Raw genomic sequence first — 18,244 nt, forward strand, 5'->3', positions numbered from 1 at the left:
CAGCTTTTGATAATTGAATAACAAAAGTGTTAACTGGCTAACATATCTGTTTAGAATTAAGAGTAGCACACATTAATATTAGCCAATAAAAAAGCGAAATCGTTGCCGATTTCGCCTTTTAAGAGTGATATTACCAAGCACAACGCGATTATAAGAAGGCTGGGATACCTTCAATCATGCCTACTGCTAACATCGCCGCTAAACAAATCACGAATGCTAGCGTTGGGATCACGATACGGTCGGCAAACGATAATGTTTTAGGACGTTCTTTGTCACCAATTAAGCCGTTGTTATCAAGCAACATGGTTAATGCCCATGCTAATACCGGATTGGCTACAAATGAGGCAAAAATACAGATCCCTGCAGCTTGGCTACTGGTGGTGTCTTTAACCATCTGTAAGCCGGCTTCCAGTAACGGTAGGAACACACCGACTAACAACGCAATTGACATAACCGGGCGCCATACTGTGATATCCATAGGATAACCAATGACAGCGACAATAATACATAAGCTACCAAGCAAGATTGCGCCAGCAGGAATAGGACGTTTGGCTATTGCAGCAGGGATCATATAGGTTCCCCAAGAAGAGGTAATGTTACCGCCACCTACTGCTGTACCTACGATCTGTCTCACTGAACAGGTGGTCATGGTGTCATCGACATCCATCAGTACTTTTTCAGCCCCTTTTGGGTAATTTAATTCTTGGAAAATACGATGACCAAGGAAGTCTGGTGACCACATGGCAACAGCAAGAATAGCAAACGGTAATGATGCAATAAAATGGGCCATATTAGGTAAACCTAACTGCCAACCGTGTTCAGTTGAGCCCCACCAATACACAGGGTTTAAATTAGGAATCCCAGGCGCCGTGGTAAACTGCAAATCTAAGCCTGCACCAAAAGCAAATGCCAGTGCGACTGCTGCAATCGAACACAAAGGAATGGCTAACCAGCGTTTACCAAATTTAGCTAATGCTGCATAAATGATCACATTGATTAACAATATGGCAAAGGCAACATAACCGAGTGAGTAGTCCAAGCTATGCTTGGCTTGCAGTCCGCCAGCCCAGTCGAATAACGAGCCTATTTGACTTTTCGCTCCCATGAAGCCTAAGAACACTAATAAGCCGCCAGCCACGCCGCTACTGGTGAGATTGACCAGTTTCGAGCCACCTTTGAAATAACTTAAAATTAAGCCAAATATACCAATGAGAATTGCTAAGGCTAAAGGGTGAGCACCGGCGAGTGCGATAGTACCAATTAACGGGATCATTGGTCCATGGTTGCCGCCGAGGTTTGCCCTTGGGTTAATAAAACCTGAGCTAATAATACAGAACAGTAAAGCTGGGATGAGCATTTCTACCCGCACGACTTGGATAGCAAAGTCAGCGCCAAGATTGATGTGGTCCCACTTTTCGCTTAAGCCAGCAGCCCAAGCAGCCATTACTGCTGAATACATCACAGTAATACCAATGGTTCCTGCGATAGCTGGAACTAAGTCTTCCCATTCAAAGCGAAAATCACGTCCAGGGAGGTTAAGTCCCCAGCGTCTTGGTTTCATTATTTTTAGTTCGTTTTCTAAATAGGCATCGCGAGTATCAAATTCACTCGCAGGGCGGTGAAGTTCGCGATAGCTCGCTTCTTGTGCTTGTTTTTCTGAATTGCTGACAGTTTCTGACATAATTTCTCATTCTCCGAAAAGAACAGGTTAATCCATCAAATGATGAAGTTTAAGTGTGTTCCCTTGAAGTGATGGCGATATCCATAAGAGCTGCTTGCCAGTGAGCCGCTAATAGCTCTTATCACTTTGCTCATCTGCAATGCCTTTCATTTGTGAAGCATTACAGTGATGTCCTTATTTAAGTCTTTCTTGGTAAGACCAATTTACCTCACGAATTTTAGCATAGTGATTTGATTGCATCACTTGGTATCAATAAAGTTGATGTTTTGTTTGTTGGAAGTGAGAGCTGGATAACAAGTTGACTGCATTATTAGACGAAGAAATGAGTCTAAAAGTTAGCTCGCTTAGCCCTTTGCTGTTAAAAATATCATGCCACATCAATATAATTGATACAAAGTATCGTCATCGTTCAATCGTAGTTGATATCAAAGCAGGTTATAGCATCAATACTAGACAAAAAATTTTGTTGAGATAAAAATTATCTCGGCTCATGCAAATCGTTTGAAGGTAAAACTCAGTATCGAGAAACTTGATACTGATGATAATGACGAATCTTACTGTTGCTTAAAGCTCAATATTATTTTAGTTAATATGACTGTAGCAGGAATAATTAACTCGAGTTGGCGTTAAATACAATCGACATGTGTTAGCTGAGTTTACGCCAACTTAGCCTGCCACAGCGCGATGTTATGAGGCAGGTTAGTCGGTCGTATCAAAATAGATGCAGTAAAGCAGGCGAGCATAACCTGTTACTATTGCGCTTAGCGCTAATGGTGTGGTGTTTAAGCTGCGAAGATAGAGGCCATGCCGATTAACAACCGGCACTAAATATGTTGTACAAGTTCTTGGTCAATAATGAAGCTTAACTGCGAGTAACACACTTTGCTTCTGCAATAAGGCAATCTCTGAGTGGGTTATCACCAGTATCTTGGCGCCAGATAAATGATAAATGTCGTTTTAAGTTTAATTCAGGCGTAGTTAACACAACTAATTCGCCATTGGCGACATCTTGTTCGACATCCAAATAGGGCAAGCAGCTTAAATACACGCCATTTTTAACTAAAGCTTTTAATAATCCGACGTGATCGTATTCTTTCCAGACATTTAATTTAACAATTACCCCATGGATGGCGGCATCAAAAATACGCCTAGTGCCAGCACCTGGCTCTCTTAAAACCCATTTGGCTTGTTCAAGTTGAGCGATGCTAGTGCGTTTGTTTTGCGCAAACGGGTGGTGCGGAGAGACAACAACAACTAGGTGATCATCAATCCATGGTTCTTGATGCAATCGACTGTCATCAATTCGACCTTCAATAACCCCTAAATCAAATTGATAATCGAGTACCTCTTGTGCTACATGGTCGCTATTTTCAACGGCAATTTCGATTCTGAGCTCTGGAAAATCGTTATCAATTTTACTGATCAAGGCGGGTAATAAATGCTCCGCAGCGGTTTGGCTCGCGCACAGTTTTACTGTGCCACTAATAATATGTTGATCGTGAAGGCCCAGAGCGATTTGTTGTGCGTCTTGCAGTAGTTTTTGGGCCCTTGGACGTAACCATCTTCCCCAATGACTCAAGATAAGTCGATTTCCCTGGCGGATAAATAATGGTCGGCCCAATAAATGTTCGAGTTGGCTTAACGACATGCTAACCGCTGATTGACTCATTGACAGTTTCTTGGCTGCTGCGCTAACGCTCTCTAAACTTGCAACAGCATCGAAAACGGCTATTTGCTTAAGCGTATAATGCATGAGATCCCTTATTGCTGAAAAACAAGATATAAAACAATGTTTCCATGATCAGCTATTTTTGATCCTAGGTATACTTAACACTATAAAATTTGTGGCCTTGCTTCAATAATCGTTATTTATCCGTTGGAAAAATCGCCATATCTGCTATCTAACAATGTTCACTTTTACAATGCTTAAATCTAAATGATGAAATTAACTGGCGAAGTGAACAAGACAAAGGTTTACGATCTCTATAAGACGTTGCCTGAATTTTGATGGGCATCAGATTGTAATTGAATGAATTAACAATAAAAAAACGGCATCCTAAGATGCCGTTTAACCTATCTAACCTTAGTGGTTAGATAAATAGCTTAGCGCTCAATGTTTAAAACTTATAGCTAGCGGTAGTATGGAAGAAGCGACCAACGTTATCGTAAGCTGAGCTGGTGGTATCTGTACCTGTATAGCCGTAAGGCAAGTCACGGTTAAATACGTTATCGATACCAAACTTCAAGGTAATACCTGAGTTAAAGTTATATGCAACTGCCATATCACTGATAAAGTAATCACCAAATTCCATGTTGCTGTTTGGATTCGCATTTAAGGCTAATTCTTTATCGGTATAAAGGCTTACACCCTCAACAAAGCGTGTTCTCCAGCTAATATCCCAGCTATCGATTGAGTAACCTAAGCTCCAGTTTGCTTGCCATTTAGCATAACCGGCAGTGCCTGCAAGTTCTTCAAATGTATCTGGCTCATCCTGGAATGAAAAGTCTTTACGTTTTAATAGGCGAGTCGCAATAAGGTTAGTGCGTACATCACCACTAAAGGCTTCAAAGTTATAACCAATATCAAAGTCGATACCAGCAGCTTCAAGCGACGCAATGTTTAACGAGAACTGTCTAATTTGAGTAATTTCATGGCTCGCTGGATCACGAGTAATTAAGCTACAGTACTCGTTATTCACACCAGTTTTAGAATCGACACAACGGTCAATAATATCTTGAGCACCAACGGCACTGATGGCGTTTTCGATCTCAATATTCCAGTAATCGGTAGTGATCGATAGTCCATCGATAAAATCAGGTTGATAGACAATCCCTAGGGTAAAACTTTTCGATTCTTCTGCTTTTAGCTCGCGGTTACCACCACTTAATCCTTCAAGCGTTTTATCGTCGTAGTCTGCATCAAAGCCAGCTGGGATCCCTAAAGCGGCACAATTTGTCTGACGTTGAGTTGGATCTTCTAAATCATTTAAGTATTTAGCACGGCAAGAATCATTTACTGAGAAGAATGTTTGGCTTTCTGCACCATACAACTCACTGATGTTTGGCGCACGCATGGCTTCAGAGTATGTTGTACGAACGCGGAGTTGATCGTCGACCTCCCAGCTTAAACCTGTTTTCCAAGTCGTTGCATTGCCAATAGTACTGTAATCGGCAAAACGAATCGCAAGATCAAGATCTAATTGGCGCATCATAGGTAAATCGGCTAATAATGGTAGCGTGATTTCAGCAAAAACCTCACTGACATCAAAATCACCTTTATCTTCACCTAATGCATTAAAGAAAGTACCTGCCGCATTTGATGGTTCAAAAATCTCGCTCTCTTCTTTACGGTATTCAACACCGGTAGAGAAGCCTGCATAACCGGCAGGTAATTCAAATAAACTCGAGTTAGTTAATGAGCCACCAAGTACAGTTTGCTTAATAACTGAAGTACCTGTTGAAGTGGTATTTATATAATTGATTGCATCTTGACTTGGCGCGCCAAAACCAAAGATGTTAACCGGCACACAGCCAGCATCTCTAGCGGCTTGATCTCGACATACCGCAACACCATTTTCTAAAACTGAATCAAGTGCGTTGGTATAATTATCATAGATTAAGTTATTTTTATTAACCCGTTCTAAATCCGTTTGACCGTATATCGCATAGGCGTCGTAATCCCAATCTTGAAATACTATGCCTTCAAGACCGACAACATAGCGTTGGGTTTCACGAGTATCATCTTCAATGCGTGCACCCAAGTCCGTCATAAAACGACGGATATTGAGAGTGTCTAATGGCGCAGCATTTCCGTCGCTATCTTTGTTTGCTTTCATTAAAGCAACAAGCTCAGGATTGATAAAAGCGTTATCAATTTTAATATTGTTAACCGGGTTACCAAAGAAAAATGCCGGTTGACCTTCATCTGTTGATTGGCTGTTAACGTATTTAGCTTCAAAATAAACGTTATGGTTATCATTAAGCTGGTAGTTTGCTTTGAAGTTAATATTGTAACGTTCAAATTCGGGTTGTAACTCAACAAATTGATTCAAGTTGGTTACATCGCAATTAGCACAACGAATGCCATCAACATTTTGACCACTATAGACATCTCTTAACGAGCCATCAGGATTAAAGCTTTTCCAACCGTCTAAATTGAAAGTGCCCGCATTACTAATGGTGTAATGACCAGCATTAGGTGTCCATATTTTATCTGGATCTGATGGGTCATTATTATCGGTAGGACGATTTTTATTTGCTAGACTCGAAAATGAAGTTGATGTTTGATCGCGATCAAAGGCGCGAAGTTGCTCTTGAGCACTGTATTCAACTGCGAAGGCAACATTACCATCACCTTGGGCGAAGTCAGTTCCATAAGATAAAGAAAAACGATCCTTATTGTGGCCGCTGTCATCAGCCCAACCTTTGGTTGCTGATACATCTAAACCGTTAATGTCTTTCTTTAAGATAAAGTTAACTACACCAGTTACCGCATCAGCGCCATAAATAGCAGATGCACCGCCGGTGATCACTTCTACTCTCTCAATCCAAACACTTGGGATAGTATTAACATCAACAGAGGATGTACCAGCAGAGCTTGATACATGACGTTTACCGTCGACTAATACTAGTGTTCTGGCGGTGCCCATGCTTCTTAAATCGAGCAAGTTAAGACCAGATGTACCAATAAATCGCCCAGAGTTGGCTAGCGAGTAGGTATTACCGAGTGCAGGTAATTGGTTTAGCGCTTCACCAATATTAGTTACACCTGTTGATAATAACTCGTCGCCAGTAATTACTGTAACCGGTGTTGGTGCTACAGCGCCTTCACGAATAATACGTGACCCCGTTACAGATATTCTTTCTACCGGTGCAGCTGCAGTGTCTTCTGCTGCAAAAGTATTAAAAGTAGTTGCAGCAGACAGTGCCGCACCACCGATTAGCGCTACGCGAATCGCATTGGCTAGTTGTGAATTTACTTGCATTTATCTCTCCCAGAATTATTTTTTATTATGTGATGATTTTTTTAAACATTTTTAATATAAAAATGAAACAAAATTACACCAATATGGATATAACCATAATGAGATTAAAATACAATACTTATAAATCAGCATGTTACCTAGATAGGCGTTAACACATTAAACATCTTTAATTAACACAAAATAAGCAATTCAGTGTCTAAAATACTTGAATGTGAGTAATTTGATGCTAATTAGTTTCGTTATTTTTGGCTTATTGTTGTATATATGTTTATTTGCTGAGGTGTTGAGCGGGTTTTAACTACTGGTTGTTATAGGGTTGTAATTTTTGTTAGTGTAAAAAAAGATGAAATTATTTAATTACGCTGAAAATGATAGGGTAAATAATCCTTTTTAGACTAAGCAGTATTAGTCATTAATAGAGTTATGAATAACGCTATTAATAACTTAAGTGACTCATGCGATATTATTTTCTTACTAGGAAAGATAATTGAAGTGGTATTTATGCGGTTATCTTGATTTGTTATTCCTGTTTAATCGGTTGTTGATTGGTGGTTAATTTTTATTCGGTAATATCTAACTCACAAGAGCAGAAAAGTAGGCGAGGGGGTATTAGTATTCACGATAAAAAATGCCAGCAATTTGCTGGCATTTTTGGGTTAATTTAGTGCTTAACGATTAAATTAAGCTAACCGGTATTACTGCACGTTTTCACTGTCACTAAATTCACCAGCAAATAATGCTGTTGATAAATATCGCTCTGCGGCAGATGGAAGAATAACCACAATCATTTTATCGGCAAATTCTGGTAATGCTGCAATACGGTTAGCAGCAACAACAGCAGCACCAGAAGAAATACCTACAAGGATACCTTCTTCTTTCATTAAACGACGGGCCATTTCAATTGACTCGTCATTTGTAACGGCTTCTACGCGATCAATAAGAGATAAATCTAAGTTACCAGGAATAAATCCAGCACCGATACCTTGAATTTTGTGTGGACCAGGCTGTATAGGCTGTCCAGCTAAAGCTTGAGCAATAACAGGTGAGTCAACAGGCTCAACAGCGACAGAGGTAATGGTTTTACCTTGTGCTTTTAAGAAACGACTGACACCGGTCAATGTTCCGCCAGTACCTACACCTGCGACAAATACATCAACTTCACCATCAGTATCATTCCAGATCTCTGGACCCGTGGTTTGTTCATGAATTGCTGGGTTAGCAGGATTATCAAATTGGCCAAGTATTAGATATTTTTCTGGTGCTGATTGGCGAATTTCTTCAGCCTTCTCAATAGCACCTTTCATACCTTTAGCGCCTTCTGTTAGCACTAAGTTAGCACCTAATGCCTTAAGCAGCTTACGACGTTCTAAGCTCATCGTGTTTGGCATAGTTAAGGTTAATTTGTAACCACGCGCTGCAGCAACATAAGCAAGTGCAATACCTGTGTTACCAGATGTAGGTTCAATTAACTCGATATCTTTAGTGAGTAGACCTTTTTTTTCAGCATCCCAAATCATGTTCGCGCCAATACGGCATTTGATACTGAAACTAGGATTACGTGATTCTACTTTTGCTAACACATTGCCATTGCTGACGCGGTTTAAACGAACTAGCGGTGTGTTGCCTAAAGTATATGAATTATCTTCGAAAATTTTGCTCATGGATTATTTGCTCCTATGGTTGCATTGTCTAATCATAATCTGCTTAGCAGGATTTAGAAGTGATAATTTGTTCTTCTTTATTCCTTTTAGTTATTAAGGTGTAAACCTTTATTCTAAAAAACCTCTATGTGCTGCTATATTAGGCTTTTGGGGCGAATTATCATCATTCAATGGTCTGACCATCAGATAAATTTAATTTAGTATGCCAAGAATAAATCATAAAATACTAGAATGGCGTTAATCAGCAAATGTTTCTATGTCGTGCTACCCAATTGACGAGCATGGTTTATTGATAAGGGAGAGTAAACCTTTCAATAAATTAGATCGATGAATTGATGTCGATCTCTCTGGCGCAGATGAACTTTCGCTAACTCATTCACTAAAAATGGTAGAGCAAAATGAATAAAGTTGTGATTTCAGGCAGTGGTTTATACACACCACCTTACAGTGTCTCTAACGACGAACTGGTTAACAGTTACAACAGCTATGTAGACCTATTTAATCAGCAAAATGCAGCAGATATCGAAGCCGGAGCCACGGTTGCAATGGCGTACTCTTCAAGTGAGTTTATCGAAAAGGCCTCTGGGATAAAAAGCCGTTATGTGATGGTGAAAGAGGGGATTCTCGATACCGATATCATGATGCCATTAATTGCTGATAAGTCTTCTGAATTATTATCTATGCAAGCTGAAATGGGGATTAACGCAGCCAAACAAGCCCTAGAGCAAGCAAACCTGACGGCTGAAGACATTGATTTAGTGATTGTTGCTTGTGCTTATACACAGCGGGCTTACCCGGCGATTGCGATTGAGATCCAGCAAGCTATGGGCACTAAAGGATTTGCTTATGACATGCTTGTGGCTTGTTCATCAGCGACTTTTGCGATTGTGAATGCGGTTAATGCGATTCGTGGTGGTACGGCAAACAGAGTATTGGTCATCAATCCTGAATTAACCTCACCACAAATCAATTTTCGTGATCGTGACAGTCATTTTATTTTCGGTGACGTTGCTACCGCAGTTGTGGTTGAGCGCGAAGAGTTATCGACCTCAAAACGTGCCTTTAGCGTATTGTCTATGCGTTGTTTAACTGATTACTCTAGTAATATTCGCAGTAATTTTGGCTTTGTAAATCGTTGCGATCCTGAAAATGCTACTACGGCTGATAAATTGTTCCATCAACAAGGTCGTAAAGTATTTAAAGAATTATTACCGATGATTTACCAGCATTTAGATGCCCAATTTACTGATGAGCAAATAAAGCCTGAAGAATTTAAGCGTTTGTGGTTGCATCAAGCCAACATTAATATGAATTTGTTTGTGGTGAAAAAGCTTCTTGGCGACAATGTTGAAGCAGATAAAGCACCAATAGTACTCGATGAGTATGCCAATACCGCTTCTGCGGGATCGGTTATTGCTTTCCATAAATTTAATCAAGATTTCAAAACCGGTGACTTAGGTTTATTGTGCTCATTTGGTGCGGGTTATTCTATTGGTAGTATTGTACTTGAAAAGTGCTAATTGAGTGATAGGCCGTCATTAAGATGCCTACCTTGCTAGCGGCGATTGATTCAATATAATAAAAGTAGCTTTTGTTCTATGGCTAAGTGAGCCGATAAGATCTGTAATGAATAAGGCCGTTGATACTCAGTATCAACGGCCTTATTGCGTCTACAGCAACTTGCTTGGTGCTGGGGGTATTTCGTCATGGCAGAAATCTATCGCATTAGCTTACTCGTCACGGTTTTGTGATTAATGCTTACAGTAACCAAGCGTAGCTGACTTTCATAAAGTAGGTCTTTTCGTCTTGGGTTAATGAATCAATGTCATCATTAGCAATAAAGGCATCTGAGTAACCGAGATAGAATACGCTTTGGGGGTTGAGTTTATAGCCATACAGTAATTCATTACCCATATCTTGATAAAGTGAATCAGGGCGTTGGTAGCGGTATAAATCAGCATCGCGCTCAATACGCGTGTACACACTACTAAGGCGGATAAAACTGTTTAGCGTCAGCTGCCAATTTAGGCGAACATCACTGAGATTGGCTGTAAATAAACGTCCATCGTCAACGTCTAATACCTGGTAACGATGCGAGATATCCAGCACAAGAGATTCGGTTAGTTTCCATTCCACACCTGGATTGAACATGGTAATTGTTGCCGGACGATCGTTGGCAAAATCAATATCATCGCCATAGTTTACATCCAGCTCGAGTTTGAGTGAACCAATGGGTGTGAAGTTAGTGTAAAACCAGCCTAAGGTTTCTTCAAACATGGTGGTATTGCCATCAATGTTGATGATGCTTGGATTATGACGCCGACCCACTCGTTCACGTTGTACGATACCTGAGGCGATATAGCTTTGTAGACCACCTTCGAATTCAACAAGCATTTCTGTTTCTTGTTCCAAACGCTCATTATCTTGGCTATGGCTAATATCCCAGTCGCCACCGAATGTTATTTTGCTGAAGAAGTTATTTTCTGGGTACCAAATATAGCCGCCGCCAGCAACAAACTTGCTCACATCGACTTTATCAATGAATCCCAAATCGGCCCTAAAATCGCGGCCAATAGATTGATATTGTGTGTTGGCATACCAATTACGGCGTTCATGCTTGTAAGTGATGCTGTACATAGCATCTCTAAATTCACCGTCTTTACGAGTACGAAGCACGCGCTCATTTATCGCACAATCTCCTCGGTCACAATCAAGTTGGCTTTGGCTACAATTATCGCCGCCACAAAATTGATTAAATAGCGCCTCAGGATAGGCAGTTTGTGAGTGGGCATATTGAGCCGTTAATGTATCTTGCTTTGTCGGTTGATACTTGATGTCGGCGCTAGCGACATAGTTATGATATTCATTCGCCTGCTTCAACGTCACTAAACCACCGACTGAAAATTGCTTACTAGGATCGAAACGATATCGGGCTGCTAAGTTATTGCTTGGCTCGTTGATAACGGCAATGTCTGAACTTAAATTACCGGGCACTAAAAACTGACTTTGGACATCATTGGCTGCCAGTATTGCAAATGTATGGTCGTCGGTTTTGCTCGTGAGTTTTAAGCCATAATCTGGCGAACTAATATTACGGGTGTGCAATAAATCCAGTTGAGTATCAAAGTAATCTTTATTATCGAGAAAAAAGGCTCGTTTTTCTGGAAAAAACAGTGCAAAGGTGTTGTTAACATCAAGCTGGCCAGCATCGGCTTCTACTTGAGAAAAGTCAGGGTTGAGGGTGGCATTTAACAATGTAGTCGGGGTGATTCCCCAACGTAAATCAACTCCAATATCAACATTATTTTCATCATTCCAAGGTTGGGATTGACCGACATCTCTTTGTTGACTTTGGTTAGCAACAATCGATGGTGTGAGCTGTAAATCTTTACCTTGAGTGGCACCTGCTAGGCCTGATGCCGTGCCTAATTGGCATAACTGACATGACACATTGCGGTCAATTTGGTGGGTGGATAAACGATGGGTTTCATTGCGAGGGTAAAAGCGGATCAGCTCAATGCCCCAGGTTTGGATAGGGTTAGTACCATCAAAATTAAATAATCTTAATGGCAGCTGCACTTCAACTTGAAAGCCGTTCGCGGTGAGTTTGCCTTCGCTATACCAAATACCGTCCCAGGCATCACTTTCTTGGCCTGTGAGTTCATTTTCAATGGAATCACTTTGGACGCCATAAGGATTAATAAAAAATTGATACGCTAAACGAGCATTGTTGAAGGTATCCAGTTTAATCCCCACCATGTCATCGCCCCAGGATTTATCGCGGTCACGTAAGTTGACTCGAATATTATCGGGATTAGGGTCTTGGGCAGTAAATGCAAAATATAGGCTGGTGTTTGACGCATATACCTTGACCTTAGTACTGACTGGCGCGGCAGTGTTTTCTCCAGGAGAAGTTTCGTAATTAAGCATCACTTCAGTGGCTTGTTGCCATGCTGCTTCATTAAAGTCGCCATCAAGTACTATATCTTCATTGATGGTCGGAATGTCGAGGTGAAATTGTTGGCTGGAACCTGCAAGTGCAGTGAAGGATAGAAAGCTGCTCAACATTAACCCGCAAGCAAGGTTATTCATTTGGCGTAAACGGTTGATTGGACGCGGGCTCTTAGCTGAGGTTAACAAGTTGGTCACAGGTACTCTTTGATATTTTTGTTATTTGCGCCATTATCTCAAAAAACCTATTAAAGCGGAGGTTTGGCCCGTGTTAAAATTACCGATAAATTGTTACCAAGTGTTAAATCTTGATGGTAAATATAATAAAAAGCCCGCTGCTAAGCATCGGGCTGAGGGAGTATCAAGTCGATCTATTCTCCAATGACGCCTTACTCATAAATCATCTCTGAAGGTATGCCATTAGACTGTTAGATTAGTATTTATTCATCGAGGCCAATAACAGCCGATTAATCCGGAGCGATAATATTGTTTTTGTAGGCTTGACGATATTTATCTACCCACATCGCGGTTGCGCCGCAAATGGCTACAGGCATAACGATAAAGTTAACAATAGGGATCATCGAAAATAAGGTCACCGATGCCCCGAAACTGTAGCTTGAACCTTTAGTGTTCTTAAGGGCAAACTTCATATCATCAAAACTGACTTTGTGGTTGTCAAAAGGATAGTCACAATATTGAATCGCCATCATCCAAGCGGTAAATAAAAACCATAAAATAGGTGCAGCTGTTTGACCAATGACCGGCACCCAAAACAACACTAAAAATAATAATGCTCTGGGTAAATAGTATTTCAGTTTGATCCATTCTCGGCCTAACACACGGGGCAAATCTTTCACCATATCGACAGATGTGCCGGTATTTAAATTTTTACCTGTTAAGTGTTGTTCAACCTTTTCGGCCAATAAGCCATTAAAGGGAGCTGCCAGCCAGTTCATCACTGAGCTGAATATAAATGACATGACCACTAACATGGTTAACAAGGCTAATGGCCATAAGAAAAAATGTAACCAACTTAAGTAGTCTGGGAGTTGGCCATTCATCCAATCGAATAGCTCAGTCAATTGGCCCAAGGCAAAATACATTGCCCCAGCAAACAGCAGTAAATTTATCATTAACGGGATAAACACAAACGAGCGTAACCCCGGCTGTTTAATTAATTGAAAGCCTTGCATAAAATAATTTACACCGCTCTTTTTAACGGTCTGAGTGTTGTTTACCATTTAACGCGCCTTTTTTATGACTCATAACATTGATTTTGACCAGCCAGAGACAATAAAACAAGTGATAAACAGGATCAATAGGATAAAAATCGTTACAAAATGCGGCTCAATTGCTAAAGTGAACTGCTTTTTCCTTTTAATGCGTACCTGAACTGGCAACATGAGATTAAAACAAATAAAACTTGCTGGATTTAAGTCGTTTGTAGACCCAACAAAAATCCCATTTGATAATGCCTTATCGGCCATTATTGGCCCTAACGGCTGCGGCAAATCCAATGTGATTGATGCTGTACGCTGGGTGCTGGGGGAAAGTAGTGCCAAGCATTTACGTGGCGATTCGATGACCGATGTTATTTTTAACGGTTCATCTTCGCGCAAGCCTATTTCGGTGGCAGGGGTAGAGCTTGTATTTGAAAATACCCAAGGACGACTTACTGGTCAGTACGCTAGTTATCAAGAAATATCGGTTAAGCGCCAAGTCAACCGCGATAGTGAATCAAGTTACTTTTTAAATGGTCAAAAGTGTCGTCGCAAAGACATTACCGACTTATTTATGGGGACCGGTCTTGGGCCACGAAGCTACGCAATTATCGAACAGGGGACGATTTCACGTTTAATTGAATCTAAACCTCAAGAGTTGAGAGTATTTATTGAAGAAGCCGCCGGTATTTCGCGTTATAAAGAACGCCGCCGTGAAACTGAAAATCGGATTCGTCATACCCGTGAAAACCTTGAACGTTTAAATGATATTCGGGTTGAGCTCGGCGCTCAGTTAGATAAATTATCGCAACAAGCTAAAGCGGCGTTGCGCTATCGCGAATTAAAACACAGCGAACGCCAGTTACATAGCCAGCTCCTCGTTATGCGCTATCAACAACTATTACAGCAAACCGACAAGCTCGACACCGAAACGGCTGCAGGTGAACTGAGAGCTGAAGCGTTAGCCAAGAATGCCCAGCAGGGCGATACCAGTGTTATTCAGCTGAAACAGCAATTGGCTGAACTCAGTGATGCCGAACATAAACTGGTTGAACAGTATTACCAAGCTGGCAATACCACCACCAAGCTTGAGCAACAGCTTGCGCATCAACAGCAACAAGATAACCAGCTGCAACAACAAATTCAGTCGTTACAACAGCAAGTTGAGCAAGCTGAGGAACATATTGTCAGGATGACTGACGTTCACCAGCAGTTAGTTGAACAAGTGAATACTCATCAACCCGCTTATGATCAGGCAAACCAGGCGCTTGAGCAGATCGATGAGCAGGTGTTTGCTATTGAAGAAGCTTGTGATGATCAGCAACGCCAGCTAACCCAATATGCCGAAACCTTGGCGAGCAATAAAATGCAGTTGGCACTGAGTCAATCAACCCTCAGTCATCAACAGCAAAGTGTTCGGCAAGACGAGCAGCGTTTATCTCAATCTCAAAGCGAATTCGCTGCTTTGGCACAACAGAATAACCATCAAGAATTGCAACTCAGTGAGACCGAATTAGCCAAAGTTGATCAACAACTTACTGATAAACAGCTGCAACACAGTCAACTTAAATTGACCTTAGTTGAACGGCAGCAAGCTGTGACTGAAGCAAGCGAAACCTATCAAAAACTCAAGCAATCGGTGACTCATCATCATTCGCGCTTGCAGTTTATTGACGAGCTATTGGCTGAGCACACTCAAGATGAGGGTCAACAATTATGGCAAGTGATTGAGGTGATGCCCGGCTGGGACAAAGCGGTCGATAAAGTCTTACAAGGGTTAAGTCAGTTACCTATTTTAGCTGATGACATAACGTCTTTGGTAGATGAAACCAGCCCAATAGTGGGGTTTGAACAGCAAGAAACCGTGGCTTATCCTGCTTTGACCACGCCGGTGAATTTAGCGCCTTGGTTACAACACGTGGTGTGGGCGACGAGTATGGCTGAAGCCAAAGTGTTATTGCCGACATTAGCCCCCGAAAAATATATTGCCACCCAAGAAGGTTTTTTGATTGGCCACGGTTTTGTGCTTAATCATACTCAGTCAGGGCAATCAGCTATTGTGCTCAGCCAAGAGCGCTTAAGTTTAAGTCAGCAACTAGCAGAACTTGAGCAACAGCAGGTATCGTCTCAACACTCACTGACATCGTTAACTCAACGGGCCGCAACCACTCAGCTAGAACTGAATCAATGCCAACAAGCCTGTCATCAGTTACAAATAGAGCAGACAAAACTGCACTCTTTGGTCACGAGTTTAACTCAGCAAGTCGCTGATAAACGTCAAAAGCAACAACAATATAGTCAGACTATAAGCAAACTTACTCAGCAAATAGACGATAAACACATACAAGTTGATGCGTTTGAAGAGCAGATCCTTATTCAAGAAGAAGCATTGTTACAGGCAATGAATCAACACGAGCTGGCCCAACAAGCTTGGCAAACGAGTCAAGCTAAGCTTCGAGAAACCAAAGCTATTCGCTCTGATGCTGCCAATCGTGTTAAGCACCAGCAGGCACAAGTGCAACAGCATGTCACTGAACAAGCATTGAGCGAGCAAAAATTAAAGCAAAAGCATGAAAAAAAGACTGAATTAATCAACCAATTGACTCAGTTACAACAAATGTTACTCGACAATCAGCAGCAACGCGGTCAACATGATTTGAGCCAACTTTCAACTCAGTTAGCTCAAGTACTCGAGCAGCAGCAAGCTCTGCAGCAGCAATTACAGCATAATCGTTCTCAACAAGCAGAGCTGCAAACCAGCTTAGACAGTTTAGTATTGATGCAAAAACAACAGCTTGTAGTGCTACAGGACTTGACTCAAAAGATAAGCGCGTTAAAGTTACGTCGTGAAGGTTTAAAAGGGCAGGCCAATGGTCAGCTGCAATTACTACAAGAACAGCAAATCCAGCTGCAACAAGTGATTGCCGACATGCCAGAGCAGGCATCTATTGACGCTTGGTCGCAACAGCTTGAAAAAGTGAAACAGAACATTTTACGTCTTGGTGCCATCAACCTTGCAGCCATTGAAGAATTTGAATCGCAACGAGAGAGAAAAGCGTATTTAGACAGTCAGGATGACGACTTAAATAAAGGGTTAGCGATATTAGAAGACGCTATCCGTAAGATAGATAAAGAAACCCGCAGTCGTTTTAAAGCAACATTTGAAACGGTAAATCATGATTTAGGTCTGCTATTTCCTAAAGTCTTTGGTGGCGGAAAAGCGTACTTGGCCTTAACGGGTGATGACCTTCTCGAAACGGGGGTTACCATCATGGCGCAGCCGCCAGGTAAGAAGAATAGCACCATACATTTACTTAGTGGTGGAGAAAAAGCGTTAACCGCTTTATCATTGGTCTTTGCCATTTTTAGACTGAATCCAGCACCCTTTTGTATGCTAGATGAAGTTGATGCACCTTTGGATGACGCCAACGTCGAACGTTTTTGTCGGTTACTGAAAGAAATGTCACAAAGTGTGCAATTTATTTATATCAGTCATAATAAAATAACAATGGAAATGGCTGATCAACTTATTGGCGTTACTATGCATGAACCTGGCGTTTCAAGAATAGTCGCAGTGGACATTGAAGCCGCAGTCGCCATGGCTGACGCGGTATAAATTAGGAAGACAGGGAATCTATGAAAGATCTACAACTGGTGTTATTCGTATTAGGCGCAATCGCAATCATTGCGGTGTTAGTGCACGGTTTTTGGTCGATTCGTAAGCAACAACCTAAGTCAATGAAACAAAGTCCTATGGCTGGGTTTTATAAAGAACAAGCTAAACGTATCGACTCTGACGGTTTTGACGCCGATGGTATTGGCCCGGTGCGCGTGCGTAAACCTGGCGAGGTTGAAGAGACGGTCATTAAGCCGATATTAAAAACTAATTTAAGCCAAAAGCCTCATTCAAGTGATGCAAAGCTTTCCAACACACCCTTGCAAGACTCGCTCCGTCAGCCCGCGATTAAGCCATCTGAGCCTAGCCATGCTGAAGCTAAAACTGCGCAACCAACACAACAGACATTGTTTGTTGAAGATGATCTTCAAGCTGCTGTGACGCCAAGCGTATCAATGAATACACCTAAAAAGATATTTAATCCTTCAACCAGTACAGCCAAGTTAGAAAGCTATACCGGTAAGCCTCTGGCAGCCAAAGCCGAACCCCATAAAGCAACGCAAATGGCAGATCCAACACCTGCCGCTGAGATTAACCCTGAGGTTAAGTTAGACAATAACGCTAATTCAACTCAGCTAGCTGATGCCCCGGCTGATGAACCGCTAGAGCCGACCGATGTATTAGTACTGCATATCGTGGCAAAAGAAGGTGAACAAATTCAGGGCGCTGAATTATTACCAAGTTTGTTATCGCTTAATTTTAAATTTGGTGACATGGATATTTTTCATCGTCACATTGATAACGCTGGTACAGGTAAAGTACTGTTTTCACTTGCCAACATGTTAAAGCCAGGCGTGTTTGATCCAGATGAAATGGAGCAGTTTGTGACTCAAGGTGTGGTGTTATTTATGACCTTACCTGGATACGGCGATCCAATGATGAACTTTACCATTATGTTGAACTCGGCTTATCAAATTGCCGACGATCTCAATGCACAATTACTAGATGGACAACGTCAACCTTGGACCGATGGGACCAAAAAAGAGTATTTACGACGACTCAATGCGGCGTAGGTTGATGTTTTTATTAAGGCCGCATCAGCGGCCTTAATTGTTTTATACCTGTTCATT

At 41.5% G+C, this 18,244-nt stretch carries 9 protein-coding genes; 3 read left to right on the forward strand and 6 right to left on the reverse strand.

Translation table 11 applies throughout. The annotated features are described in order from the left end of the window. Nucleotides 1-148: 148 nt before the first annotated feature. From GW828_RS11870 to cysK, 4 genes are all read right to left on the reverse strand, one after another. Nucleotides 149-1,681 (reverse strand): DUF3360 family protein, encoded by a 1,533-nt coding sequence (locus GW828_RS11870; RefSeq protein WP_182757081.1) that lies wholly within the window; start codon nt 1,679-1,681, stop codon nt 149-151. An 862-nt stretch (nt 1,682-2,543) separates the two neighbouring features. Beyond that, the gene (locus tag GW828_RS11875; RefSeq protein ID WP_124016130.1) at nt 2,544-3,434 is read right to left on the reverse strand and encodes a LysR substrate-binding domain-containing protein; all 891 of its coding nucleotides are present in this window, start codon (nt 3,432-3,434) and stop codon (nt 2,544-2,546) included. 364 nt (nt 3,435-3,798) lie between these two features. Further along, complete coding sequence (locus tag GW828_RS11880; protein WP_182723474.1) at nt 3,799-6,666, reverse strand: TonB-dependent receptor domain-containing protein; 2,868 nt, start codon at nt 6,664-6,666, stop codon at nt 3,799-3,801. A 695-nt stretch (nt 6,667-7,361) separates the two neighbouring features. Then, nucleotides 7,362-8,327 (reverse strand): cysteine synthase A, encoded by a 966-nt coding sequence (cysK, locus tag GW828_RS11885; RefSeq protein WP_124016128.1) that lies wholly within the window; start codon nt 8,325-8,327, stop codon nt 7,362-7,364. A gap of 398 nt (nt 8,328-8,725) precedes the next feature. Here cysK and GW828_RS11890 point away from each other — a divergent pair, with 398 nt between their 5' ends. Further along, a complete protein-coding gene (locus tag GW828_RS11890) occupies nt 8,726-9,847 on the forward strand; it encodes a beta-ketoacyl-ACP synthase III (protein WP_124016127.1) in 1,122 nt (373 codons plus the stop codon). Nucleotides 9,848-10,085: 238 nt separating this feature from the next. Here GW828_RS11890 and GW828_RS11895 read toward each other — a convergent pair whose 3' ends face one another. Together GW828_RS11895 and cysZ are read right to left on the reverse strand one after the other, a co-directional pair. Further along, nucleotides 10,086-12,419 carry a carbohydrate binding family 9 domain-containing protein gene (locus tag GW828_RS11895; protein WP_273059138.1) on the reverse strand — a complete coding sequence of 778 codons (2,334 nt, stop codon included), beginning with the start codon at nt 12,417-12,419 and terminating at the stop codon, nt 10,086-10,088. A gap of 326 nt (nt 12,420-12,745) precedes the next feature. Continuing rightward, a complete protein-coding gene (gene cysZ / locus GW828_RS11900) occupies nt 12,746-13,519 on the reverse strand; it encodes a sulfate transporter CysZ (RefSeq protein ID WP_124016126.1) in 774 nt (257 codons plus the stop codon). 160 nt (nt 13,520-13,679) lie between these two features. Here cysZ and GW828_RS11905 point away from each other — a divergent pair, with 160 nt between their 5' ends. Both GW828_RS11905 and zipA read left to right on the forward strand, forming a co-directional pair. Beyond that, complete coding sequence (locus GW828_RS11905) at nt 13,680-17,114, forward strand: chromosome segregation protein SMC (RefSeq protein WP_273059110.1); 3,435 nt, start codon at nt 13,680-13,682, stop codon at nt 17,112-17,114. A gap of 20 nt (nt 17,115-17,134) precedes the next feature. Beyond that, the gene (gene zipA, locus GW828_RS11910; protein ID WP_273059112.1) at nt 17,135-18,187 is read left to right on the forward strand and encodes a cell division protein ZipA; all 1,053 of its coding nucleotides are present in this window, start codon (nt 17,135-17,137) and stop codon (nt 18,185-18,187) included. The last annotated feature ends 57 nt before the right edge of the window (nt 18,188-18,244 follow it).

Source organism: Shewanella vesiculosa (genome assembly GCF_009994065.1).
Taxonomy (GTDB): domain Bacteria; phylum Pseudomonadota; class Gammaproteobacteria; order Enterobacterales; family Shewanellaceae; genus Shewanella; species Shewanella vesiculosa.

What these genes read in the sequence shown, in the direction of transcription:
- GW828_RS11905 (WP_273059110.1), top strand. Translation starts at nt 13,680, where the DNA reads ATGAGATTAAAACAAATAAAACTTGCTGGATTTAAGTCGTTTGTAGAC.
- GW828_RS11880 (WP_182723474.1), bottom strand. Translation starts at nt 6,666, where the DNA reads ATGCAAGTAAATTCACAACTAGCCAATGCGATTCGCGTAGCGCTAATC.
- zipA (WP_273059112.1), top strand. Translation starts at nt 17,135, where the DNA reads ATGAAAGATCTACAACTGGTGTTATTCGTATTAGGCGCAATCGCAATC.
- GW828_RS11870 (WP_182757081.1), bottom strand. Translation starts at nt 1,681, where the DNA reads ATGTCAGAAACTGTCAGCAATTCAGAAAAACAAGCACAAGAAGCGAGC.
- GW828_RS11890 (WP_124016127.1), top strand. Translation starts at nt 8,726, where the DNA reads ATGAATAAAGTTGTGATTTCAGGCAGTGGTTTATACACACCACCTTAC.
- cysK (WP_124016128.1), bottom strand. Translation starts at nt 8,327, where the DNA reads ATGAGCAAAATTTTCGAAGATAATTCATATACTTTAGGCAACACACCG.
- GW828_RS11875 (WP_124016130.1), bottom strand. Translation starts at nt 3,434, where the DNA reads ATGCATTATACGCTTAAGCAAATAGCCGTTTTCGATGCTGTTGCAAGT.
- cysZ (WP_124016126.1), bottom strand. Translation starts at nt 13,519, where the DNA reads ATGGTAAACAACACTCAGACCGTTAAAAAGAGCGGTGTAAATTATTTT.
- GW828_RS11895 (WP_273059138.1), bottom strand. Translation starts at nt 12,419, where the DNA reads ATGAATAACCTTGCTTGCGGGTTAATGTTGAGCAGCTTTCTATCCTTC.